General features: G+C 74.2%; 21 protein-coding genes and 2 tRNA genes. 5 read left to right on the plus strand and 18 right to left on the minus strand.

Translation table 11 applies throughout. The features are described 5' to 3' along the window. Positions 1-6: 6 nt before the first annotated feature. From OO48_RS09880 to OO48_RS09900, 5 genes are all read right to left on the minus strand, one after another. Entirely contained in the window at positions 7-822 is an 816-nt protein-coding gene (locus OO48_RS09880; RefSeq protein WP_033214252.1) for an ABC transporter permease, read from the minus strand. Continuing rightward, positions 819-1808, minus strand: a complete 990-nt coding sequence (locus OO48_RS09885) for an ABC transporter ATP-binding protein (RefSeq protein ID WP_033214254.1) — start codon at positions 1806-1808, stop codon at positions 819-821. The genes OO48_RS09880 and OO48_RS09885 overlap by 4 nt, the downstream gene beginning before the upstream one ends. Positions 1809-1978: 170 nt before the next feature. Beyond that, positions 1979-2054: transfer RNA gene (locus tag OO48_RS09890), tRNA-Gly, on the minus strand. Between the two features lie 44 nt (positions 2055-2098). Continuing rightward, positions 2099-2171: transfer RNA gene (locus tag OO48_RS09895), tRNA-Gly, on the minus strand. A gap of 163 nt (positions 2172-2334) precedes the next feature. Then, a complete protein-coding gene (locus tag OO48_RS09900) occupies positions 2335-2652 on the minus strand; it encodes a histone-like nucleoid-structuring protein Lsr2 (protein WP_033214256.1) in 318 nt (105 codons plus the stop codon). Positions 2653-3098: 446 nt separating this feature from the next. Between OO48_RS09900 and purS the strand changes: the two genes are divergently transcribed. The 4 genes from purS to OO48_RS09920 all read left to right on the plus strand — a co-directional run bounded on the left by purS (position 3099) and on the right by OO48_RS09920 (position 7210). Continuing rightward, on the plus strand, positions 3099-3356 hold the full coding sequence (gene purS / locus OO48_RS09905) for a phosphoribosylformylglycinamidine synthase subunit PurS (protein WP_030457566.1): 258 nt from the start codon (positions 3099-3101) through the stop codon (positions 3354-3356). Continuing rightward, the gene (gene purQ / locus OO48_RS09910) at positions 3353-4030 is read left to right on the plus strand and encodes a phosphoribosylformylglycinamidine synthase subunit PurQ (RefSeq protein WP_033214259.1); all 678 of its coding nucleotides are present in this window, start codon (positions 3353-3355) and stop codon (positions 4028-4030) included. The genes purS and purQ overlap by 4 nt, the downstream gene beginning before the upstream one ends. After that, the gene (gene purL / locus OO48_RS09915) at positions 4030-6285 is read left to right on the plus strand and encodes a phosphoribosylformylglycinamidine synthase subunit PurL (RefSeq protein ID WP_033214266.1); all 2256 of its coding nucleotides are present in this window, start codon (positions 4030-4032) and stop codon (positions 6283-6285) included. Before purQ ends, purL begins: the two co-directional genes overlap by 1 nt. Before the next feature lie 112 nt (positions 6286-6397). Next, positions 6398-7210, plus strand: a complete 813-nt coding sequence (locus OO48_RS09920; protein ID WP_033214268.1) for a maleylpyruvate isomerase family mycothiol-dependent enzyme — start codon at positions 6398-6400, stop codon at positions 7208-7210. A gap of 464 nt (positions 7211-7674) precedes the next feature. Here the strand turns inward: OO48_RS09920 and OO48_RS09930 are convergent, their stop codons facing one another. The 5 genes from OO48_RS09930 to fbaA form a co-directional block, all read right to left on the minus strand. After that, the gene (locus OO48_RS09930) at positions 7675-8565 is read right to left on the minus strand and encodes a DUF3152 domain-containing protein (RefSeq protein ID WP_033214463.1); all 891 of its coding nucleotides are present in this window, start codon (positions 8563-8565) and stop codon (positions 7675-7677) included. Between the two features lie 184 nt (positions 8566-8749). Further along, positions 8750-9493, minus strand: a complete 744-nt coding sequence (locus OO48_RS09935) for a hypothetical protein (protein ID WP_033214272.1) — start codon at positions 9491-9493, stop codon at positions 8750-8752. A gap of 61 nt (positions 9494-9554) precedes the next feature. Then, on the minus strand, positions 9555-10421 hold the full coding sequence (locus OO48_RS09940; protein ID WP_033214274.1) for a nucleic acid/nucleotide deaminase domain-containing protein: 867 nt from the start codon (positions 10419-10421) through the stop codon (positions 9555-9557). Positions 10422-10740: 319 nt separating this feature from the next. Next, on the minus strand, positions 10741-11166 hold the full coding sequence (locus tag OO48_RS09945) for a DUF3151 domain-containing protein (RefSeq protein ID WP_033214276.1): 426 nt from the start codon (positions 11164-11166) through the stop codon (positions 10741-10743). 171 nt (positions 11167-11337) lie between these two features. Beyond that, the gene (gene fbaA, locus OO48_RS09950) at positions 11338-12360 is read right to left on the minus strand and encodes a class II fructose-bisphosphate aldolase (protein WP_033214277.1); all 1023 of its coding nucleotides are present in this window, start codon (positions 12358-12360) and stop codon (positions 11338-11340) included. A gap of 300 nt (positions 12361-12660) precedes the next feature. Between fbaA and OO48_RS09955 the strand changes: the two genes are divergently transcribed. Then, the gene (locus OO48_RS09955) at positions 12661-13386 is read left to right on the plus strand and encodes a DedA family protein (protein ID WP_033214279.1); all 726 of its coding nucleotides are present in this window, start codon (positions 12661-12663) and stop codon (positions 13384-13386) included. A 113-nt stretch (positions 13387-13499) separates the two neighbouring features. Here OO48_RS09955 and pyrE read toward each other — a convergent pair whose 3' ends face one another. The 8 genes from pyrE to OO48_RS09995 form a co-directional block, all read right to left on the minus strand. Then, entirely contained in the window at positions 13500-14036 is a 537-nt protein-coding gene (pyrE, locus tag OO48_RS09960) for an orotate phosphoribosyltransferase (protein WP_030905690.1), read from the minus strand. Positions 14037-14067: 31 nt separating this feature from the next. Further along, positions 14068-14958 carry an SRPBCC domain-containing protein gene (locus OO48_RS09965; protein ID WP_081952020.1) on the minus strand — a complete coding sequence of 297 codons (891 nt, stop codon included), beginning with the start codon at positions 14956-14958 and terminating at the stop codon, positions 14068-14070. A gap of 149 nt (positions 14959-15107) precedes the next feature. After that, positions 15108-16817: a spermine/spermidine synthase domain-containing protein gene (locus OO48_RS09970; protein WP_081952021.1), complete on the minus strand. Its 1710-nt coding sequence runs from the start codon at positions 16815-16817 to the stop codon at positions 15108-15110. A gap of 79 nt (positions 16818-16896) precedes the next feature. After that, entirely contained in the window at positions 16897-17511 is a 615-nt protein-coding gene (locus OO48_RS09975) for a DUF2617 family protein (RefSeq protein WP_245194576.1), read from the minus strand. Between the two features lie 506 nt (positions 17512-18017). Then, on the minus strand, positions 18018-19187 hold the full coding sequence (locus OO48_RS09980; RefSeq protein ID WP_033214282.1) for a pyridoxal phosphate-dependent aminotransferase: 1170 nt from the start codon (positions 19185-19187) through the stop codon (positions 18018-18020). A 190-nt stretch (positions 19188-19377) separates the two neighbouring features. Continuing rightward, on the minus strand, positions 19378-19935 hold the full coding sequence (locus tag OO48_RS09985; RefSeq protein WP_033214286.1) for a type III secretion system chaperone family protein: 558 nt from the start codon (positions 19933-19935) through the stop codon (positions 19378-19380). 462 nt (positions 19936-20397) lie between these two features. Beyond that, positions 20398-23001, minus strand: a complete 2604-nt coding sequence (gene clpB / locus OO48_RS09990) for an ATP-dependent chaperone ClpB (RefSeq protein WP_033214288.1) — start codon at positions 22999-23001, stop codon at positions 20398-20400. Positions 23002-23090: 89 nt separating this feature from the next. Further along, positions 23091-24017: a LysR family transcriptional regulator gene (locus OO48_RS09995; protein ID WP_033214290.1), complete on the minus strand. Its 927-nt coding sequence runs from the start codon at positions 24015-24017 to the stop codon at positions 23091-23093. Positions 24018-24036: the final 19 nt, after the last annotated feature.

Consider the following 24036-nt stretch of genomic DNA (forward strand, 5'->3'; position numbering starts at 1 on the left):
ACGAATCTAGCGGCGCGGTTCCCAGCGGAACCAGCGGCGGGCCGCCCAGGCCGCCGCCCCCGCCCAGGCCGCGGCCAGCAGCAGCGGCAGCGCGGCCGGGCCCCACGTCCCGGCGAAGCCCGCGGAGGGGCCGGTGCCGTCGGTGCCGAGCCAGCCGATGTGCAGGAGCTGGAGCGCGGGGGTGGTCGGGAGCAGGCGGCAGAGGTCCGCCACGCTGTCCGGCATGGACTCCAGCGGGATCATCAGGCCGGAGCCGAACTGGGCGGCCAGCATCAGCGGGAGGGTGGTGATGCCGGCGGTCTCGACGGACTTGGTCACCGCGCTGGACAGGGCGGCCAGGGCGGTCAGCAGCAAGGCGGACAGGGCCAGCCCGGCCAGCACCAGCAGCGGGTTCGCGGGGGTGCGCAGGTCGAGCAGGGCGGCGCCGCCGACGGCGAGGAGCAGGCACTGGAGCAACGCCAGCGCGATCGAGGGGAAGGCGGTGCCGAGCAGGATCTCGGCGTCGGCGGCCTCGCCGGTGCGCAGCCGCTTCAGCACCAGTTCGTTGCGGCGGGCGGTGTAGGCGGTGGTCAGGTTGGTGTAGACGACGACCAGCAGGACGACGCCCATCGAACTGGTGACGAGGTTGCCGTTCACGTCCATGCCGGGGGTGTGCTCGGCGGCGGCCCGCAGGATCGAGCGGAGCGAGCCGACCAGCGCGAACGGCAGCACCAGGGCCAGGAACACCGCGGTGCGGTTGCGGCGCAGCAGGGTCGCTTCGGCGCGGCCGAGGGCCGCCAGCCGGGAGAGCGGGGTGCGGGCGGGGGCGGCGGCGGTGGTCATGCGGCACGTCCGATCTGCGACGGGGCGGCGGGGGCGGCGGTCGGGGCGGCGGACGCGGCGACGGCCAGGAAGGCCTCCTCCAGTGAGGCGCTGCGGGCGTCCAGCCGGGCCAGTTCGACCTGGTGGCGGGCGGCCCAGCCGAGCAGTTCGGTGAGGGTGCCCTGCAGGTCGGGGGTGCGCAGCAGCACCCGGCGGCCGTCGAGCCCGACGGTGGTGCCGTGCAGCGGGGGCAGTTCGAGCGCGGCGTGCGCGCCGGTGCGCTCGGGCAGTTCGAAGCCGATCCGGGCGGGGTGGGCGGCCAGCACCTCGGCGACGGTGCCGCCGGTGACCACCCGGCCGTGGTGCATGATCGCCAGCCGGTCGGCCAGCTCCTCGGCCTCCTCCAGGTAGTGCGTGGTGAGCACCACCGTGGTGCCGGCCGCCCGCAGTTCGCGGATCAGCCGCCAGACCGAGGCGCGGGCCTCCGGGTCCAGGCCGGTGGAGGGCTCGTCCAGGAACAGCACCTCGGGGCGGCCGAGCAGGGCCATCGCCAGGTCGAGCCGGCGGCGCTCGCCGCCGGACAGCTGCTTGACCCGCACCGTGCGCCGGGGCAGCAGGCCGACCAGGTCGAGCGCCTCGTCGACGGCCCGGGCGCCGGTGGTCAGGCCGGCCCAGCAGCGGCCGGTCTCGGCCAGGGTGAGCTCGCCGGGGAAGCCGCCCTCCTGGAGCATGATGCCGATCCTGGGCCGCAGCGCGGCCCGGTCCCGGCGCGGGTCGAGGCCGAGCACCCGGACCTCGCCGGCGCTGGGCCCGGCCAGGCCCTCCAGCACCTCCAGGGTGGAGGTCTTGCCCGCGCCGTTGGTGCCCAGCAGGGCGAACAGCTCGCCGGGGGCGACGTCGAGGTCCAGGCCGCGGACGGCCTCGAAGCCGTTCGCGCCGGACGGTCCGTAGCGGCGGTGCAGCCCGCGGGCCTCGACGGCGGGGCGGGGACGGCTGGTGTCGGTCATGGCTCCAGCCTCCCGGCGGCCGGGGCCCGCCAGTAGTGCGGACCGTCACCGGGCGCCGGTGCGGGCGCACGGGTGGGCGGTGACAAACGTCACCGGTGCCGCGCCGCCCGGCGCGGTGGTGCGGGCACGAACGCCGAAGGCCCCCCTCGGTGGAGGGGGGCCTTCGGCACTGGAGCGGACGACGAGATTCGAACTCGCGACCCTCACCTTGGCAAGGTGATGCTCTACCAACTGAGCCACGTCCGCAGGATATGGAGTTGTACTGCACCAGTCTGTTCACGCTGACTGCGAGCGGACGACGAGATTCGAACTCGCGACCCTCACCTTGGCAAGGTGATGCTCTACCAACTGAGCCACGTCCGCACGGCGCCGGGCGCCGGCCGCCCCGCTCGGGTTCCCCCGGTTGCGGCGACGAGAATTACTCTACAACATCGATCGGCGTGCTCGCCCCACCCTTCTCCGGCGCCTTCCCCGGCGGCGTGGCCGGGGGAGGGCCGGCGGGCCCGCGACGGGCCCGGGGCGACGCTCAGTTGTTCTCGGCGAACGCCTCGTACACGTGCTTGGGGATGCGGCCCCGGGCGGGCAGCTCGTGCCCGTTCGACTGGGCCCAGGCCCGCACGGCGGCCGGGTCCGGGGTGAGGGCGGTGCGGCGGAAGGACTTCCCGCTGCGGCTCTGCCGGCGGCCGGCGGCGACGAACGGTGCGAGGGCCTCCCGGAGCTTTTCCGCGTTGTCGGCGGACAGGTCGATCTCGTACGACTTCCCGTCCACGCCGAAGTGAACGGTTTCCGCGGCGGTGCCGCCGTCCAGATCGTCGGAGAGCGTGACGACTACGCGCTGAGCCATGGGTGTCAATCCTCTCGGGCAATTCGGCCGTCGGGGGTCTCGGATGCCCCGCCGGTCCGCTGGGCCGGGATCGCGGCATCCGCCGGCGGGCAGGGGAGCCCACGCCGAGATGCGGCGCGTTCGGCTGCCGGTCGCCCTATTCTGCACCCGAAGGCCGGTGAAATCGTAGAGTTGGGGATTCCTTTTTTCGGGATATTCACGCTCTTCCCCCCGGCGCGGATACCCGGGTCGATACCCGGGCCGATACGGGTGCCGATAGCCGCCCGTTGCAGACGGGATTAAAGCGGCGAAATCGGATGCCCGGGAGGGGTGGCGGGGGCCCTGGACCCTTGGGGCGTAAGGGGTGTGGGTCTACGCGCGTTACCGCTGGTGGCCCGCAAGAGGGCCCCGGAGCCCAGGTAGTCTGGAGTTCCCCCGCCTTCACGCAATCACCACCGGGAGTGCCAGTGGCACGCGTCGTAGTCGACGTCATGCTCAAGCCGGAGATCCTCGACCCGCAGGGACAGGCGGTGCAGCGCGCACTGCCGCGTCTCGGGTTCGCCGGGATCGCCGACGTCCGCCAGGGCAAGCGTTTCGAACTGGAGCTGGAGGGGCCGGTCGACGACGCCGCGCTCGCCCGCATCCGCGAGGCCGCCGAGACCTTCCTCGCCAACACCGTGATCGAGGACTTCACCGTCCGAGTCGAGGGCGAGGAGGGCAAGTGACCACCCGAGTCGGCGTCGTCACTTTCCCCGGTTCCCTCGACGACCGCGACGCCCAGCGCGCGGTCCGCCTGGCCGGCGCCGAGCCGGTCGCCCTCTGGCACCGTGACAAGGATCTCCACCAGGTCGACGCCGTCGTCCTGCCCGGCGGATTCTCTTACGGCGACTATCTGCGCTGCGGTGCCATCTCCCGCTTCTCCCCGGTGATGGACACCGTCATCGAGCAGGCCAAGCTCGGAATGCCGGTCCTCGGTATCTGCAACGGCTTCCAGGTGCTGTGCGAATCGCACCTGCTGCCCGGCGCGCTCACCCGGAACGACTCGCTGCACTTCATCTGCCGCGACCAGAAGCTCCGCATCGAGAACGCCTCCACCGCCTGGACCCGGGATTACTCGGCCGGCCAGGAAATCGTCGTTCCGCTCAAGAACGGCGAGGGCCGGTTCGTCGCCGACGGGCGCGTCCTCGACGAACTGGAGGCGGAGGGCCGCGTGGTGGCCCGCTACCTCGATCTGAACCCGAACGGTTCGTACCGCGACATCGCCGGCATCACCAACGCGGCCGGCAATGTCGTCGGCCTGATGCCGCACCCGGAGCACGCCGTGGAGCCGCTCACCGGTCCGACCACCGAGGGCCTGGGCTTCTTCACTTCCGTCCTGAAGCAGCTGGTGAACGCCTGATGAGCCTCGACACGGTAAAGAACGCCGAGCAGACCCCGGACGCCGCCCAGCCCTGGGCCGAACTCGGCCTCAAGGAGGACGAGTACGCGCGGATCCGGGAGATCCTGGGCCGCCGCCCGACCGGCGCCGAGCTCGCCATGTACTCGGTGATGTGGTCGGAGCACTGTTCGTACAAGAGCTCCAAGGTCCACCTCAAGCAGTTCGGCGAGAAGGCCCCGGAGAACGACGCGATGCTGGTCGGCATCGGCGAGAACGCCGGCGTCGTCGACGTCGGCCAGGGCTACGCGGTGACCTTCAAGGTCGAGTCGCACAACCACCCGTCGTACATCGAGCCCTACCAGGGCGCGGCCACCGGCATCGGCGGCATCGTGCGCGACATCCTGGCGATGGGCGCCCGCCCGGTCGCCGTGATGGACCCGCTGCGCTTCGGCGCGGCCGACCACCCGGACACCCGGCGCGTGCTGCCCGGGATCGTCGCGGGCATCGGCGGCTACGGCAACTGCCTGGGCCTGCCGAACATCGGCGGCGAGGTCGTCTTCGACTCCTGCTACCAGGGCAACCCGCTGGTCAACGCGCTCTGCGTGGGCGTGATGAAGCACGAGGACATCCACCTCGCGCAGGCGTCCGGCCCCGGCAACAAGGTCATCCTGTACGGAGCCCGCACCGGCGGCGACGGCATCGGCGGCGTCTCGGTGCTCGCCTCGGAGACCTTCGACGCGACCGGCCCGGCCAAGCGCCCCGCCGTCCAGGTCGGCGACCCGTTCCAGGAGAAGCTGCTCATCGAGTGCACCCTGGAGATCTTCAAGGAAGACCTCGTCGCGGGCATCCAGGACCTCGGCGGCGCCGGCCTGTCCTGCGCCACCTCGGAGCTGGCCTCGGCCGGCACCGGCGGCATGCGGATCGAGCTGGACACCGTGCCGCTGCGCGACCACACGCTCTCGCCCGAGGAGATCCTCATGAGCGAGTCGCAGGAGCGCATGTGCGCCATCGTGGAGCCCGGCAAGGTCGACCGCTTCCTGGAGATCTGCGAGAAGTGGGACGTCATCGCCACCGTCATCGGCGAGGTGACCGACGGCGAGCGGCTGGAGATCTTCTGGCACGGTGAACTGGTCGTCGACGTGCCGCCGCGCACCGTCGCCCACGAGGGCCCGACCTACCACCGCCCGTTCGCCCGCCCGTCCTGGCAGGACGCCCTGCAGGCCGACGCGCCGACCGCCGAGCGGCTCGCCCGCCCGGCCGACGGCGCCGAGCTGAAGGACGCGCTGCTCAAGGTCGCCGGCTCGCCGAACCAGGCCTCCAAGGCGTGGATCACCGACCAGTACGACCGCTACGTGCTGGGCAACACGGTGCTGGCTACCCCCGAGGACTCCGGCATGATCCGGATCGACGAGGAGACCAACCTCGGCGTCTCGGTCGCCACCGACGGCAACGGCCGCTACGCCAAGCTCGACCCGTACGCGGGCGCCCAGCTGGCCCTGGCCGAGGCGTACCGCAACGTCGCGGCCGGCGGCGCCAAGCCGCTCGCGGTCTCCGACTGCCTCAACTTCGGCTCCCCCGAGGACCCGGACGTGATGTGGCAGTTCGCCGAGGCCACCCGCGGCCTGGCCGACGCCTGCCAGGTGCTCGGCACCCCCGTCACCGGCGGCAACGTCTCGCTGTACAACCAGACCGGCGACGTCGCCATCCACCCGACCCCGGTGGTCGCGGTGCTCGGCGTCATCGACGACGTCACCCGGCGCACCCCGGTCGGCTTCGCCGAGGAGGGCCAGCTGCTCTACCTGCTCGGCGACACCGCCGACGAGCTGGGCGGCTCCGCCTGGTCGCAGGTCGTGCACAACCACCTCGGCGGCCTGCCGCCCAAGGTCGACCTGGAGCGCGAGCGGCTGCTCGGCGAGATCCTGATCGCCGCCTCCCGCGACGGCATGGTCGACGCCGCGCACGACCTCTCCGACGGCGGCCTCGCGCAGGCCCTGGTGGAGAGCTGCCTCAAGGGCGGCAAGGGCGCCCGGGTGGTCGTCCCCGAGGACATCGACCCGTTCGTGTTCCTGTTCTCCGAGTCCGCCGGTCGTGCCGTGGTGGCCGTCCCGCGCAGCGAGGAGCTCCGGTTCAACGACATGTGCGGCGCCCGCGGCCTGCCCGCCACCCGGATCGGCGTGGTGGACGGCGAGGCGCTGGAGGTCCAGGGCCAGTTCACCGTCACCCTGGCCGAGCTGCGCGACGCCCACACCGGCGTCATCGAGGCGCTGCTCGCCTGACGGCGCGACCGACGCTCCGCCCGGCGGTTCGTCCGACGGTTCGTCAACCCCGCGGGGCGGGAGGTTCGGTACTTCCGGACCGCCCGCCCCGCGGGTTTTGTACGCTGCGCTCATGCCCACCGTGAAGCCCCGAACCTACGACCCGGTGAAGGTGCGCGCCGCACTCACCGGGCAGCTCGACGCGATCGCCGCCGCCGTCCGCGACCTGGACGACGCGCAACTCGCCCTACCCACCCGGCTCGGTGAGTGGCGGGTGCGCGAACTCGTCGCCCACCTCGGCATGGTGGCCAGCTGGGTGCCGCTGCACCTGCACGACCCGCTGCCGCCGCAGGCCCCGATCACCCCGCTGTACTGGGCCTCGAAGACCCGCACCGCGGCCGCCGCCATCAACTCCACCGCCGTCGAACTGGTCGCCGAGCAGTTCGCCGGGGACGCCGCCCAGGTCTCCGGTGAACTCGACCGGCAGATCGGCGAGTTGTGGAAGGCCCTGGACAGCGAGGAGGGCCGGGAGCCCGGCCGGATCATCCCGATGCGGTTCGGCCCGATGCCCCTGGCGGACTTCCTGGTCACCCGGCTGGTCGAGACCGTGGTGCACGCCGACGACCTGGCCGCCGCGCTCGGCATCGACCCCTTCCCGCACGACAAGTTCGCCCTGGCCTCCACCGCCCGGCTGCTCGCCGACGCCTTCGCCGTCCAGGTGCCGGGCGGCGCGGTCGAGTTGCGCATCCCCCCGTACGCGGTGGTGCAGGCCGTCGAGGGCCCCCGGCACACCCGCGGCACCCCGCCCAACGTGGTGGAGACCGACCCGCTCACCTGGATCCGCCTCGCCACCGGCCGCCTCGCCTGGGCCGACGCCCTCGACACCGCGCTCACCGCCGGCGGCGAACGCAGCGACCTGTCCGGCTACCTGCCGGTGCTGGGCTGAGGGCTGCTCGCCGTCGGCCAGGGCGGCGAGCGGCCCTCCGTGGAGTCGGACCACCGCGCCGGACGCGTCGATCAGGCCGATCCCGCTGAGGAAGGCGCGGGCCCCGGGGTCGGTGACGGCCTCGGGCAGTTCCGCGGCGGGGACGCGGCGCGGGCCGTCGGCGCCGTAGACCTCCTCCGGTTCGAAGCGGCCGACGGGGCGGACCGGTGGCAGGGCGCGCGGACGTCATATCGGCGGATTGGTGCGCGTCAACGGGTCGATCTCCCCTGCCCGGAAAGGCCGTTGGGGCGGAAGCAGGCCGCACGGATCGTGACCGTCGAGTCGGCCTCCGGGAGGCCGGGGGCGGGGAGCGCCGCGTTCCGCCGCATCCCGTGAGCATCACCGTGCGGGTCTCGGAGCACTCGGCGGACTTGGTGTGCGCGGAGCTCTCGGTCATGCCGGTCGCAGTGTGGTCCGGGGCGGCCTCAGGGGGCGGACGGGCCGCTGAGGTACTTGCCGTCGGAGTCGTAGGGCCAGGCGTTGGCCACGCAGCCGTCGAGGCCGTAGATCTGCTGCATCATCGCGGGGGCGGGCTTGCCCGGACCGGGGCAGGTCTCGTGGCCGTGGCCGATCCGGTGACCGACCTCGTGGTTGATGATCAGCGCCCGGTAGTCGTCCAGGCTGCCGGAGAACTGGGGCGAACCGGTCAGCCAGCGCTTGGAGTTGACCACCACCTGCTTGCCGACGTCGCAGTTCACCTCGTTGTGGGTGTCGAGGCCGCCGGTCGCGCAGATCGCGTCCGCGGTGTCGGGGGAGGCGATCTTGACGGTGAAGTCGTAGCTGCCGGAGGAGACCGGTTGGAAGCTGTCGCGCTTGTCGGTGGTCCAGCTGCGCGGGTCGGACAGCACGGCGTGGACGGCGGTCGCGGCGGCGTCCGGGTCGATGCCGATGCCGTTCTCGACCTCCACCCGGTAGCGGCGCAGGACACCGCCGGTACCGACCCGGCCGCCGGTGGCGGTGGCGGTGGTGAAGCTGCCGCTGCCGTGGGCGACGATCTCCGGCTGCGTGCCGGACGACTGGGCGCCGGAGGGCCGGGTGCCGGACGGCGGGTCGTCGGGGGGCGGCGGGCCGGGCTGCTCGGCGGTGGCCGAGGGCGCCGCGGCCGCGGTCGGCTCGGTCAGCGGCGGGACGGCCCGGGCCTGGGCGGTCGGGTCGCCGGTGGGCGGGTGCGAGGAGTCCTGGTCCAGGGCGACCAGCCCGGCGGCGCCGAGGACGGCGAGCAGCGCGGTGCAGCCCACGGTGACGGCCAACCGGCGGCGGCGGGCGGACCGGCGCCGACGGGCGGACCGACGGCTGGGCCGGGAGGCTGCGCGCATCTGGACTTCCCTCGGGACGGCGGCGTGGCAGGTGGTGCGGATGGGCACGTCCGTGCGAACGTGCCGCACCGTGAACATACGCGGTATGGCTCCGTTCGGTTCCCGGAACCTTCCGATCCGGACGTGAAACACGGGTGGGCGGGGCCGGGGCCCCGCCCTGACCAAGGGCTCGGGTGCAGGGGGCTCAGGCGTGGATCCCGGCGACGAGGCGGGCCAGCACCCGACCGAGCGGCTCCCCGCTCAGCGTGCGCCCGCCACCGTCCGGCGGTTCCTGGCTGAGCAGCAGCACGAGGTCCCCGTCGCCCTTCACCGGGACGCGGGCGAGCGCGGCCAGCCCGCCGTCGGGGGTGACCAGCGGTGCGGCGCCGGGCGCGGGGCGCCGGTCGTAGACGGTGTGGATCCCGTCGACCCGGAGTTGCCCGGCCGCCTGGGCCTTCGGCAGCATCAGGCTGACGCCGACGTCGTTCATCGGGACGGCCAGCAGGTCGAGCCTGACCGGGCCGCCGTCGACCGTCCAGACGCAGGTCACCCAGCCGGTGGGCGGCCTGCCGGGCACCGAGGCCATGGACGGCGGCGGCGTCATAGCGGACGGCCAGGGCTCCGGGGCGGTGGCCTCGGTGACCTCGCCGGTGGCGGGCTTGTCGTCCTCGGTGCCCGGAGTGGCGGTCAGGTCGACACCGGCGGCCTTGAGTGCGGCGGCGAGGTCCAGCCCGAACGGGCAGGTGCCGGAGCCTCCCTGGCCGAGCTGCTCCGCGGTGGAGCGGACCAGCGGGTAGGAGAGCGCGGCGTCGGTCCTGCCGTCGTCGGAGCGGTCGGAGCCGCCGGAGCAGGCGCCCGCGCCGAGCAGGACGGCCAGGGCGGCGGGCAGCGCGAGCAGGCGGCGGACGGTCGGGCGGACGGCCGGGGCGGTTGCGCGGTGAGCGGTCACCGCACCAGGCTATTACCCTGCCGCGCAAGGAAGTTGAGGATCGGTCGGAAAACCGGGACGGTCAGCCGTTGCGGGCGGTCAGTGCTTCGGCGAGTTCGCGGATGCCGGCCTCGCGCTCGGCGGCGGAGTCGCCGTAGTCGAAGCTGTGGGTGAACTCGGCCTGCGGGAAGGTCTCGGCCATCCACACGCTGCAGTAGTGGCCGGGCATGAAGCAGGCCTGCAGCTCGGTGTAGACCTCCAGGACGTCCGCGGGCCGCGCGCCGCCCCCGGCCAGCCGGTACCAGAGGGCCTCTTCGGGATGCAGGGCGAGCGAGCCGTCGGCGGTGAGGATCTGCTCGCCGCCCCGCCCGTCGCGGACCTTGAACGCCGCGTAGCCCGGCACGCCGCGGGTGTGCCGGACGTCCTCCAGCACCCGGGGCCACCAGTTCTCGTCGCTCTCGAAGGCCCGCAGGTCGGTGGTGCGCAGTCGGCTCTCGACCGAGCCGAACAGCGCGAAGACCTCCTGCGGCTGCTCGGCGGCGGCCAGCCGGCGCAGCGCGCCGTCGAGTTCGGCGAGCGAGTCGAGGAAGGCCGCGAGGCTGCCGTTGACCGGGATCGGGCGCTCCCGGAAGGCGAGGAAGACCGCCCACACCCGGCCGACCGGGTCGACGCACAGCTCGGCACCGCGGTCGGTGCCCAGGCGGGCCCAGCGGTCCTCGCCGCCGGTCGGCGCGGGGAGCCCCCGCTGCCTGGCGAAGTCGGCCAGCGCCGGGGCGTCGTCCGCCTCGGTGGCGAAGTACGGGCCGACCTGGACGGGGAGACCGCATCCGGCGAGCAGGTCGGCCGCCTCGGCGGGGAGGGCGGTCGCCGCGAGGGCCGCCGCCGGGAGGCGGCGCAGGCCGCCGGGGCCGAACTGGTCGAGCAGGCGCCGGGAGAGTTCTGCGGTCATGCGGGAAGCCTACCGGTGCGGGGACGGACGAGACGGGGACGGACGAGGCGCGGCCGGGCGACGCGGACGGACCAGACCGGGCGCCCTCCGGCAGGCCGGCCAGACCGTCCAGGTCGTCCAGGCACGGGTCGGGGCGCGCCCCGGGGGTCCGGAGGATCTCGTCCTCGGCGAACACCGACCCGAGCGACCCGTGCGCCACCTGCGGTGCCGTCCGGCGCGGCGCGGCGGTTCGGACGGAGGTCCGCCACGACGCCACCACCGGGACGGCGACGGGCCGCCCCCGTGCGGGGGCGGCCCGTCCGCTCGGGCGGGTGCGGTCCTAGTGCTCCTGCTTGAGGACCGTGTACGCCTCGGCGCTGCTGTCCTTCAGGAACTGCCAGCAGCGGGCTTCCTCCTCGGTCTCCTTGATCGCCCCGGCGGCCCGGGCGAGCGCCGCCAGGCAGCGCAGGAAGCCGCGGTTGCCGCGGTGCTCCCACGGCACCGGGCCGTGGCCCTTCCAGCCGTTGCGGCGCAGCGCGTCCAGGCCGCGGTGGTAGCCGGTGCGGGCGTAGGCGTAGGACTCCACCGTCCGCCCGGCCGCGAACGCGTCGTCCGCGAGCATGGCCCAGGCCAGGCAGAACGCCGGGTACTCGGCCGCCACCTGGGTCGGCGAGGCCGACTCCTCGGCGAGCATCCGGTACGGGTGCTCCTCCTCCGGCAGGAGGGTCGGCCCGGGGCCGTCAAGAAGGTTCTTGTGCGTCTCCATGGTGTGCCAGTCTGCCACCCGGAACGGCCGGACCGACCACGGCCGTCGGGAGGGACGGGCCCGGGCGGGCGGATTCCGGGCCGTGCGCGCCCGCATCGGGGCGGCCCGGACACGGAGACGCCCCCGCACCCCGGGGAGGCCGGGGGCGGGGGCGCCGTCGCGGGCGGGGCCCTACTTCATGCGCTTGCCGGCCGAGCGCAGCTGCTGCGCGGCCTCGGTGACGCGGTGGGCCATGCCGGCCTCGGCCAGCTTGCCCCAGGTGCGCGGGTCGTAGGTGTTCTTCTTGCCGACCTCGCCGTCGACCTTCAGCACGCCGTCGTAGTTGCGGAACACGTGGTCCACGACGGGGCGGGTGAAGGCGTACTGGGTGTCGGTGTCGAGGTTCATCTTGACCACGCCGTTCTCCAGCGCGGTCAGGATCTCCTGCTCGGTGGAGCCGGAGCCGCCGTGGAAGACGAAGTCGAACGGGTCCTGCTTGCCGTACTTCGCGCCGATCTCGGCCTGCAGGTCGGCGAGCAGCTCCGGACGCAGCACCACGTTGCCCGGCTTGTACACGCCGTGCACGTTGCCGAACGAGGCGGCCAGCAGGTAGCGGCCCTTCTCGCCCAGGCCGAGCGCCTCGGCGGTGCGGACCGCGTCGGCCACGGTGGTGTAGAGCTCGTCGTTGATCTCGTGGGTGACGCCGTCCTCCTCGCCGCCGGTCGGGGTGATCTCGACCTCGAGGATGATCTTGGCGGCGGCGGCCTGGGCCAGCAGCTCCTGGCCGATGGCCAGGTTGTCGGCCAGCGTCTCGGCCGAGCCGTCCCACATGTGCGACTGGAACAGCGGCTCCTCGCCGCGGGCGACGCGCTCGGCGGAGATCGCCAGCAGCGGGCGCACGTAGCCGTCCAGCTTGTCCTTCGGGCAGTGGTCGGTGTGCAGCGCCACGGTGATGTCGTACTTGGCCGCGACGATGTGCGCGAACTCGGCCAGCGCGACCGCGCCGGTCACCATGTCCTTGTTGTACTGGCCGCCCAGGAACTCCGCACCACCCGTGGAGATCTGGACGATGCCGTCGCTCTCGGCCTCGGCGAAGCCGCGCAGCGCGGCGTGCAGGGTCTGCGTCGAGGTGACGTTGATGGCCGGGTAGGCGAACTTGCCTGCCTTGGCCCGGTCGAGCATCTCGTTGTAGGCCTCGGGAGTTGCGATGGGCATGCGGATCCGCTCCTGTCGGTGTGGGGCGATCGGACGACGCTGTCCGAAGGCTCGATACGCCTGTGGTTCACGACATCGGCGCGGTACGAGCGAAGAGGGTGGTAGCTCGACCGCGGGCCGGACACCTCGGCCATCTTCCCAGACTCCCCCCGCGGACACACCCAGCGGCCCGCCACTTGGGACGGGCCACCGCCCGGGGCACCCGCGAGGCCGCCCGGGCGCTCTCGGCGGGGCCCTGCCGGCGGCGCCGGACGACCGCCTGACAAGGCTTCGCGGAGCAGTACGGGCTATCCTGCGCGCGTGGAACACATCCAGCTCGCCGTCAACGTCCTTGACGCCAAATCGCTCGTCGCCTCCGTCGGCGCCATCGGGATCCTGGCGATCATCTTCGCCGAGACCGGCCTGCTGGTCGGGTTCTTCTTCCCCGGTGACTCGCTGCTCATCCTGGCCGGTGTCGCCGCCTCCAGCGCCGCCGAGAAGGTGCTCGGCCCCGGCACCCAGATGAACATCGCCCTGCTGCTGATCGGCGCGCCGGTCTGCGCCGTCGTCGGCGCCCAGCTCGGGCACCTGCTCGGCCGGAAGGTCGGCCCGCGGATGTTCGACAAGCCGAACTCGAAGATCCTGCGGCCCGAGTACGTGGCGAAGGCCGAGGAGTACTTCGAGAAGTTCGGCCCGGCCAAGGCCGTGGTGATGGCCCGCTTCATCCCGATCGTGCGGACCTTCCTGAACCCGGTCGCCGGCACCCTGCAGATGCCCGCCAGGACCTTCTTCGTCTGGAACGTCGTGGGCGCGGTGCTGTGGACCGAGACCATGCTGCTGATCGGCTACTTCACCGGCGACCAGCTCGCCCCGGTGATCGACAAGTACCTGCTGCCCGCGATGGCGCTGATCATCCTGATCTCGGTCTCGCCGATCTTCGTCGAGGTGATCCGCGAGCGGAGGAAGAAGAAGGCCGCCGCGGCCGCCGGCGGCACCGCCGCGCAGGAGGGCGAGCCGGTCACCAGCGGCCGCCACCGCAAGGGCTGAGCCGACGCCCGTCAGACCGCGCGAGGGCCCCGACCACCACCAGGTGGCCGGGGCCCTCGCCGTTGCCCCGTCGCCCCGTCGTTCCACGTGGAACACGGGACGCGGAGCCGGGGTCACAGACCCAGGTCGTCCAGGGTGTACGCGGTGACGTACGGCAGGCCCGCCTCGGCGATGGCCGGGGCCGCGCCGCGCTCCACGATCACCGCGACGCCGACCACCTCGGCGCCCGCCTCGCGCAGCGCCTCGACCGCGGTCAGCACCGAGCCGCCGGTGGTCGAGGTGTCCTCCACCGCCAGCACCCGGCGGCCCTTCACGTCCGGGCCCTCGATCCGGCGCTGCAGGCCGTGCGCCTTGCCCGCCTTGCGGACCACGAAGGCGTCCAGCTTGCGGCCGCGGGCCGCCGCCGCGTGCAGCATCGCCGCGGCCACCGGGTCGGCGCCCAGGGTCAGGCCGCCCACCGCGTCGAACTCCAGGTCCGCGGCCGCGTCCAGCATCACCTTGCCGACCAGCGGCGCCGCCTCGGCGTCCAGGGTGATCCGACGCAGGTCGACGTAGTAGTCGGCCTCCCGGCCGGAGGAGAGGGTGACCTTGCCGTGCACGACGGCCTTGTCCTTGATCTGCGCCAGCAGGGCGTCGCGGTCGTTGCTCATGGGCAGCCAGTTTAGGGGGCCGCCGAGCGGCTCAGCGCCGCCGCAGGGCCCGGACCAGCACCACCGCGCCGCCGATCAGCGCGACCCCGCCGCCGATCATCCACGGCAGCGCGCTGCGCTCGCCGTGCGCGCCGGGCAGCAGCGACGGCTCCGCGCCGCCCCAGCGGGAGGCGGCCCGGGCCCGGGCGCTGTGGGCGGGCGGGGCGGGTGCGTACCGGCCGTGCGGCGGGGCGTGGTCGACCTCCTCGGCGGAGCGGCCGACGATGCTGCGCCGCACCGGGGCGCCCTCCTGGTCGTAGCCGGGCTCCGGGCGCGGGGCGGCGGGCACCGGGGCGGGCAGGTCGTCCGCGTCGTCGAAGGAGATCAGGTCGGACAGGTCGTCGTCCAGGTCCTGGCCGCGGTCGCGGTCGTCCAGGAAGACCACGGTGGCGCCGTCCGCCGGGTCGCCGTCCTCGCCGTCCTCCTCGCCGCCGTCGCGCCCCTCGGGTCCGGAGAGCTCGGCGACCAGCGCCGCCACCGCCCGGTCGATCAGCCGGCGGCCGGTGGACTCCAGCGCCTCGGCCTCGAAACCGGCCAGCCGCCCGGAGGCGGACAGGCCGGCGGTGAACCGGATCGCGGTCTCGCCGGTGCGCTCCTCCAGGACGATCCGCAGCTCGGCGGCGACCGGGGCCGCGCCGCGGATCTCCTCGCCGCCCAGCCGCAGCGCGAGCGCGCCGTCCCGCCAGCCGTCCAGCGTCAGCCGGCCGGCGAAGGTGATGGTCGATCCGGCGATCCGGATCCTGAGCCGGCTGTCCGCCCCCGCGGGCGCGGACGCCGACGCGACCGCGCTCAGCCCCGGCACGCAGCGGGCCACCAGCTCGCGGTCCACCAGCGCCTCCCGGACCACCTCGGCGGGCACCGGGACGACAACCTCATGCTCCATACCGGCGAGCCTACCGACCGGCCGCCGTCGTGCCGAGCCCTCCACGCGAAGCCGGGCCGACCAACCTGCCAATGGACGCACCGGGCCCCGCGGCCGGCCGCCCCCGCCGCCCCGCGCCCGGGCCGAACTGCCCGGTGGAACAGGCCCTTTCAGGGGCCGAGCAGGGTGTGCGGCGGCGGCAGCGGGGACGGGCGGCGGGCCGCCAGCCGGCTCTCGGAGGCCCGCAGCGCGGTCACGGTGAGCGAGCGCGGGGCCGGCACGTCCGGCGACAGGTCCAGCACGGGGGCGGTGCGGGCGGCCAGCAGGAACGCCGGGACCGGGTCCGGGCGCCCGCACTCCGCGGCCGCCGGGCCGCCGCCCTGGTACGCCACCGCCGCCAGGCCCGCCGCGTCCAGGCCGGACTCGGCCGTCCACAGCCCGCCGTCCGGCCCGCCGACCCGGGCCGCAAGCCGGCCCGCCGGGGCGAGCCGGCCGGCGGCCAGGCCGAAGAACTCGCGGGAGCGGTACTTGCCGTCCGCGGCGGAGCCGTCCAGGTCCGAGACGATCACGTCGAAGCGGCCCCCGGCGCTCCGCAGCCAGCCCATCGGCTCGGCCACGACCAGCCGCACCCGCGGGTCGTCGAAGGCGTGCCCGGTGAGCGCGGCGAGCGCGGCGTCCCGGCGGGCCAGCGCGGGCAGGGCCTGGTCCCGCTCGACCACCAGCACGCTGCGCACCGCCGGGTGGCGCAGCACCTCGCGCAGCGCCAGACCGTCGCCGCCGCCCAGCACCAGCACCCGCCCGCTCGGCCCGGCGGCCAGCGCGGGGCGCACCAGCGCCTCGTGGTCGCGGTACTCACCGGGGCCGCAGACCGCCAGCCGGCCGTCCAGGAACAGTTCCAGCGGCGGCCCGGTGCGCTGGGCGGGCACCCGGGGCGCGCCGTCGCCGGCGCCCGCGGCGCTCCCCGCCTCCGCCGGGCCGCCGGTCAGCACGATCTCCTGGTAGCGGCTCTGGGCGGCGAACCGGATCGGGCCGCCGTACAGCGCGTGCCGGGCGGCGCGCTCGATCGCGCCGGTGCAGGCGGCGGCCAGCGCGAGCAGGGCGAGCACCAGGCCGCAGCCCGTCCACAGCAGCAGCCGGGTGCGCGGGGCGGGCTCGGAGCGGAACAGCCAGAGCACCACCACGGCGCCCGCCACCGCGTTCACCGCGCCGGTCAGCAGCGCACCCGCGGTCTGGCCGAGGGCGGGCAGCAGCACGAACGGGAAGGCCAGTCCACCGATCAGCGCGCCCACGTAGTCGGCGGCGAACAGGTCGGCCACGGCGCGGCCGGCGTGCTCCCGGCGGATCCGCTGGATCAGCGTCATCAGCAGCGGGATCTCCGCGCCGATCAGCAGGCCGATCAGCACGGTCGCGGCGATCAGCGCCACCAGGGTGGCGCGCGGCTGGTGCAGCCAGGCCCAGCCGCAGTACAGGGCGAGCGCGGACAGGCCGCCGGTCAGCGACAGCGCGTACTCGACCAGGGCGAAGGAGGTGGCCGGGCGACGGGTGAGGCGCTTGGCGAGCAGCGAGCCGACGCCCATCGCGAACACCATCACCGACAGCACCACGGAGGTCTGGGTGACCGAGTCGCCCAGCAGGTAGCCGCCGAGGGCGACCAGTTCGAGTTCGTACACCAGGCCGCAGGCCGCGCAGACGAACGCGGCCAACAGGACCAGCACGCGGGCCGGACGGGGGGCCATGGCCAGCGGTGCGGCGCAGCCGGCCCGGACCGCGCCGCCGGGGCCCGCGGCGCGGGGGGCGGTGGGCCGGGGGGCGGCCGCGGGCGGGGGCGCGGTGGCGTCCGGACCCGGCTGCGCGGGCCGTCCGACCGGGTGGTTGATCATGAATGAACGCTAGGCGAGAGTCCAGGTGAATGGCTGCACCCATCCGGGGGACAGGGCGGGGTGCCGGGTTGACGTCGGCTCACCATCCGACCTGCGCCTGGGCGTCCGCGGTGGTCGTCGCCACCGCGTCCCCGGCGGCCCGGTCGGTTTGGGGCCGGCCGGTGCCGGGCAGCGAGAGCGAGGAACGGGTGCACACCAGTCGGCCCTCCTGCGGGTAGGCGTGCCACGTCCGCCAGTGCACCCGGCGGTCGTCGCAGTGCGCGACCAGCGCGGTGAAGGCGCTCGGGTCGCCCGGGAAGACCCCGGCCAGCGCCCGCGGGTGCCCCTCGACCAGGGCCAGCAGCTCCTGTGCCCGGGCCTCGAACACGTACGGCGGCAGCTCCTCGATCCGGGCCGCGAACTCGTACTCCCAGCCGGCCACCCGCTCGGCCACCCGGGCGGGCAGCGGGGTGCGGCGGCCCGGCAGGCAGGCCACCGTCTCCAGGCAGTCGCCCGGCCCGGCGGCCAGCACCACCTGGTGCGAGGCGCCCAGCAGCCGCAGCTGGAGGGTGCCCCGGAGGCCGCCCGGGACACCGCAGGCGCCGTCGAGTCTGAGGTCGCGGACGGCCAGCGCGGGCAGCGGTTCGCCGCCCAGCTGCCAGGCCAGGTCGCCGGCGCGGGTGTCCGTGTAGGAGGTCTGCAAGGTGGTGAGCATGCTCGGCTCCGCGTTTCAGCTCCGTGCGCGCCCCCGGTGCGACCGGAGTCCGCCCTCATCCGTGAGGCTGTTCGAGACTGTCCGATCCGGGGCGCGGCCGACCGTGGAAGGAGGGATTCCGGCTGGAGATTCAGCAGCAGAGAAGCACGAATTCTCCGGGTCCGTCGGGGATTTACCCATGTTTGGCACTCATTCACCGTTCTGAGGCCTGTGTCCGACTGGGTGTGATCGGTCCCGGGTTGCACTCTGCCCGCCGCGCGCCCTCGCGCTGGTGGCACAGGCCGTGCACGCCGGTAGCGCGCCCGCCGCGCGCCCGCGTGCGTCCCCGATCGGCCGCCCCGCCGACCGCCGACAGGGGATGGCTTCCAGGTTCGTATGCGACCCGACTGGTCGGCGCGGAGGAGCGGGCCGGTCTCCAGGGGCCCGGCGTCCCGCACCGCGGCACGGACGGGTCGATCCGCCCCGAACTCCCGTGCCGCAGTGGGTCGGTGGCGCCGCGTCGGCCGTCAGCCGGTGCGCAGGGCGTGCAGCCGGGAGACGGCCTCTTCCAGCACGTCGGTCTTCTTGCAGAAGGCGAAGCGGACCTGGGCGCGGCCGGCCTCGGTGTCGTCGTAGAAGACGGCGTTGGGGATGGCGACCACCCCGCAGCGTTCGGGGAGGGCGCGGCAGAACTCGATGCCGTCCTTCTCGCCGAGGGGGGTGATGTCGGTGGTGATGAAGTACGTGCCCTGGGGTTCGAAGACCCGGAAGCCGGCCTCGGCCAGCCCGGCGGCCAGCAGGTCGCGCTTGCGGTGCAGGTCGGCGCGGAAGTCGGCGTAGTAGCTGTCGGGGAGCCGGAGGGCCTCGGCGACGGCGTACTGGAACGGGCCGGCGCTGACGTAGGTCAGGTACTGCTTGGCGGTGCGGACGGCGGCCACCAGTTCGGGGGTGCCGGTGACCCAGCCGACCTTCCAGCCGGTGAAGGAGAAGGTCTTGCCGGCCGAGGAGATGGCGACGGTGCGTTCGCGCATGCCGGGCAGGGCGGCGAGCGGGTGGTGGGCGCCGGCGAAGACCAGGTGCTCGTAGACCTCGTCGGTGACGACCAACAGGTCGTGTTCGACGGCGAGTTCGGCGATGGCGCCGAGTTCCTCGGGGGTGAGGACGGTGCCGGTCGGGTTGTGCGGGGTGTTGACCAGCAGCAGCCGGGTGCGCGGCGTGATCAGCGAGCGCAGCTCGTCCAGGTCGGGGCGGAAGGAAGGAGCGCGCAGGGTCAGCGGGACGCGCGTGGCGCCGGCCATCGCGATGCAGGCGGCGTACGAGTCGTAGAACGGTTCGAAGGCGATCACCTCGTCGCCGGGCTCCAGCAGGGCGAGCAGCGCGGCGGCGATCGCCTCGGTGGCGCCGGCGGTGACCAGCACCTCGGTGTCGGGGTCGTACGACAGGCCGTAGAAGCGCTGCTGGTGCTCGGCGACGGCGGCCCGCAGTTCGGGGATGCCGGGGCCGGGCGGGTACTGGTTGCCGCGCCCGTCCAGCACGGCGCGGGCGGCGGCCTCGGCGATCTCGCGGGGGCCGTCGGTGTCGGGGAAGCCCTGCCCGAGGTTGATCGAACCGGTGGCGGTGGCCAGGGCCGACATCTCCGCGAAGATCGTGGTTCCCATGCCCGCCAGACTGCGGTTCAGCAGCGGCCTCGTGCTCATCGGTGGCTCCTCGCGAACGGTGGTGGGGCCCATCATCCAGCGGCGCGCGGCGGACGCCAAGGGGCCTCCGTGCGGGACGGCCCGGAGGGGCGGACGGCCGTGGACCCGGAGCCGGCGCACCACGGCGACGGGCCCGCCGTCCGCGCGTCGCGCGGGGGGCGGGCCCGTTCGGGCGGTGCGGGGGAGGAGCTCAGGCCTCGTCGGCCGGGCCGTCCTCGTCGGCGGCGGCGTCCTCGGTCTTGCCGTCGCCGAGCTGCTCGACCATCCACTGCTCGAAGCCGACCGCGGCCTGCGTCCAGTTGGCGGTGGTGCCGACGAAGTACTCCAGGTTGACGCCGTTGCCGACGATCATCTGGGACTCACCGATCAGCCGGACCACGCCGTCGTCGTGGGTGTGGGTGTAGACCTTGGGCCACAGGGTCTCGCGGTTCCACTCGTCGATCAGCGCGAGGATCTCGGGCTTCTGCTCCAGCGGGAACGGGCGGTCGTAGAACGCCCGGACCGCGAACAGCTCCTTGTGGTCGCCGCGGAACATGTAGTAGACGCGGAAGTTCTCCCAGGGGGCGGTGAGGTCGCCCTCCTCGTCCACCACGTGCTTGAGCTGCATCTGGTCGAGCAGCTGGGCCACCAGGTTCTGGTCCGGGACGATCACCGGCGGCGGCCCGGCCGGAGCGCCACCGGGCTGGCCGCCGCCCTGCGGCGGCTGCGGCAGACCGAAGGACGGGATGGACGACGGGTCGATGCTCACGGGGGTGTCCCTTTCACGGTGCACGGTCGGCTGCCGATGGGGGGCCGCCTTTCCTGTCTCCATCCTGCCTCATTCGGGGCCCGCGGCACAGGGTGTACCCCGGCGCGTGATCATGTCCCTGCAAGCCGTGCCGCCCGGGCCGGCGCGGCCGCCCGCGCCCCCCGGGCCGGGCCCGGGCCGGACGGTGGTCCAGCGGCCCGGCCCGGCCGGGGAGTTGCACGGCGGGAAAGGGCCGTTGGCATCCGACCGGACCCGTCCCGGGCCGGGCCGCGGGGGCGCGCCGGCGCCCCGGGGCGTTCGGCTGCCCGGGGGGCACGGGCGGGGGTACGGGCGGGGGCACGGGCGGGTACGCGGGGCTTCCACGCCGCCCGGGCGGGGCGGGCCACCGGCGGTGCCCCGGGCGGGGCGCACCCGCCGACGGACGGCGCCGGGAGGGAGCCCCGGTGCCGCCCGTCGGCGGCGTCACTTCTCCAGCGAGGCGCGCGGCCCGACCGCCAGCCGGTCGGAGACGCCGTCGTGGTCGACCACCACCGTGTCGCCGTCGTGCACCCGCCCGGAGAGGATCTCCTTGGCCAGCTGGTCGCCGATGGCGGACTGCACCAGCCGGCGCAGCGGCCGGGCGCCGTACGCCGGGTCGTAGCCGGTGAGGGAGAGCCAGTCCCGGGCGGCGGGGGTGACGTCCAGGGTGAGCCGGCGCTCGTGCAGGCGGCGGGAGAGCGAGGCGACCTGGAGGTCGACGATCCGGCTGAGCTCCTCGGTGCCCAGCGGTTCGAACACCACGATGTCGTCCAGCCGGTTGAGGAACTCCGGCTTGAACGCCTGCCGGACGGTGTCCAGCACCAGCTGCTTCTTGCGCTCCTCGGGCGTGGTCGGGTCGACCAGGAACTGCGAGCCGAGGTTGGAGGTGAGGATCAGGATCGCGTTGCGGAAGTCCACCGTGCGGCCCTGGCCGTCGGTGAGGCGGCCGTCGTCCAGCACCTGGAGCAGCACGTCGAACACCTCGGGGTGGGCCTTCTCCACCTCGTCCAGCAGGACGACGCTGTACGGGCGGCGGCGGACCGCCTCGGTGAGCTGGCCGCCCTCCTCGTAGCCGACGTACCCGGGCGGGGCGCCGACCAGGCGGGAGACCGAGTGCTTCTCGCCGTACTCGCTCATGTCGATCCGGACCATGGCGCGCTCGTCGTCGAAGAGGAAGTCCGCCAGAGCCTTGGCCAGCTCGGTCTTGCCGACGCCGGTCGGGCCGAGGAACAGGAACGAGCCGGTGGGGCGGTCCGGGTCGGCGATGCCGGAGCGGGTGCGGCGCACCGCGTCGGAGACGGCGCGGACGGCCTCGTGCTGGCCGATCAGGCGCCGGCCGAGCTCCTCCTCCATCCGCAGCAGCTTGGCGCTCTCGCCCTCCAGCAGCCGGCCGGCCGGGATGCCCGTCCAGGACGCGACCACGTCCGCCACGTCGTCCGGGCCGACCTGCTCCTTGACCATGGTGGTGCCGGGCTCGTCCGCCGCGCGGTCCTGCGCCTCGGTCAACTCCCTTTCGGCGGCCGGGATCTCGGCGTACATCAGCTTGGAGGCGCGCTCGAAGTCGCCGTCGCGCTGGGCGCGGTCCAGGGCGCCGCGCAGGTCGTCCAGGCGCTCCTTGAGCTCGCCGACCCGGTTGAGCGACTTCTTCTCCTGCTCCCAGCGGGCGTTGAGGGTGCTCAGCTGCTCCTGCTTGTCCGCCAAGTCCCGCCGGAGCCTGCCGAGCCGCTCGACCGAGGCCGGGTCGGACTCCTTCTCCAGCGCCAGCTCCTCCATCCGCAGCCGGTCGACGGAGCGCTGCAGCTCGTCGATCTCCACCGGGGAGGAGTCGATCTCCATCCGCAGCCGGGAGGCGGCCTCGTCGACCAGGTCGATCGCCTTGTCGGGCAGGAAGCGGGCGGTGATGTACCGGTTGGAGAGCGTCGCCGCGGCGACCAGGGCGGCGTCGGTGATCTCCACCTTGTGGTGCGCCTCGTAGCGGCCCTTGAGGCCGCGCAGGATCGCGATGGTGTCCTCGACGGTCGGCTCGCCGACCATCACCTGCTGGAAGCGGCGCTCCAGGGCCGGGTCCTTCTCGATCCGCTCGCGGTACTCGTCCAGCGTGGTGGCGCCGACCATGCGCAGCTCGCCGCGGGCCAGCATCGGCTTGAGCATGTTGCCCGCGTCCATCGCGGAGTCGCCGCCGGCGCCCGCGCCGACCATGGTGTGCAGCTCGTCGATGAAGGTGACCACCTGGCCGTCGGAGGCCTTGATGTCGTTCAGGACGGCCTTGAGCCGCTCCTCGAACTCGCCGCGGAACTTGGCGCCCGCGACCATCGCCGCCAGGTCGAGCGCGACCAGGCGCTTGCCACGCAGCGACTCCGGCACGTCGCCCGCGACGATCCGCTGGGCCAGGCCCTCGACCACGGCGGTCTTGCCGACGCCGGGCTCGCCGATCAGCACCGGGTTGTTCTTGGTGCGCCGGGAGAGCACCTGCACCACCCGGCGGATCTCCTGGTCGCGGCCGATCACCGGGTCGAGCTTGCCGTCCCGCGCGGCCTGCGTCAGGTCGGAGCCGTACTTCTCCAGGGCCTTGTAGGTGCCCTCCGGGTCCTTCGAGGTGACCCGGGCGCTGCCCCGGACCTCCTTGAACGCGGCCAGCAGCGCCTTGGGCGTGGCGCCCTGCTGCTTCAGCAGGTCGGCGACCTGCCCGCCCTCGGCGGCCAGGCCGACCAACAGGTGTTCGGTGGAGACGTACTGGTCGTCCAGGTCGGTGGCGCGGCGGCCGGCCTCCTCCAGCACGGCCAGGGTGTCGCGCGCCAGGTTCGGCGCGGCGACCGTGGAGCCCTGGGCGGCGGGCTGGGCGGCGGCCTGCTGGCGGGCGGCGGCGGCGACGCGCCCCGCATCCGCCCCGACGGCCTCCAGCAGCGGGCGGGCCAGGCCCTCCGGCTGCTCCAGCAGGGCCAGCAGGATGTGCACCGGCTTGACGTCCGGGTTCCCCGCGGCGCTGGCCTGCCGGATGGCGGAGGACAGGGCCTCCTGCGTCTTGCTGGTGAACTTACTGGCGTCCACTGCGGGCGTACCCCTCTCGTCTCGGGACTGGTACCAAGCTGCCGACTACAGCATGCACTAAGTTGAGTCTATTCCGCTCAGGTTTTGGTTCAAGCCCTCCGGGGCTTCGGTGCGACGACCGCCCGGGTCAGCCCCAGCAGCTCGCGGGCTGGCCCGGCCGGACGCTGGCCGGACGGCCAGACCGCGCGCAGCGGGCGCTGCAGCTCCAGGCCGTCCAGCGGCACCGCCACCAGTCGGCGGGTGGCCAGCTCCTCCTTCACCGCCAGCTCGCTCAGGCACACCGGGCCCGCGCCGGTCATCGCGGCCGCCTTCAGCGCCGTCGAGGAGGCCAGCTCCAGCCGGGGCGCGGCCGGGCCGCCGTACGGGGCGAGCGCCTCCTCCAGCACCTCCCGGGTGCCGGAGCCGACCTCGCGCAGCACCAGCGGGGTGGCGGCCAGTTCGGCGCCGGTCACCGGGGCGCGGCGGCGGGCCCAGCGGTGCTCGGGGGAGACCACCACCACCAGCCGGTCGGCGGCCACCACCGCGCCGGACAGGCCGGGCGGGGTGGAGGTGCCCTCGACGAAGCCCAGGTCGGCCTCGCCGGCCAGCACCTGGGCGGCCACGTCGTGCGAGTTGGCGGTGCGCAGGGTGACGGCGGTGCCCGGGCTGGCCTCGTTCAGGGCCAGCAGCCAGCCGGGCATCAGGTACTCGGCGACGGTCAGGCTGGCCACCACCCGCAGCCGGGCGTCCCGGCGGCCGCGCAGCGCATCGATCCCGGCGTCCAGCGCCTGCGCCGCCTCCACCACCTGCCGGGCCCACTCGACCACCAGCCGGCCCGCCTCGGTGGGCCGGGAGCCGCGCGGCGAGCGCTCCAGCAGCGGCACCCCGATCTGCCGTTCCATGCCCTTGATCCGGGCGCTGGCGGCGGGCTGGCTGACGCCCAGTTCGGCGGCGGCCCGCCCGACGCTGCCCAGCCGGGCCACGGCGAGCAGCAGCTCCAGGGCGCCGAGTTCCGGGACGTGCGGGGAGAGGGCCATAGGCCCAGGCTATGTCCTC

Source organism: Kitasatospora phosalacinea, assembly GCF_000716545.1.
GTDB lineage: Bacteria > Actinomycetota > Actinomycetes > Streptomycetales > Streptomycetaceae > Kitasatospora > Kitasatospora phosalacinea.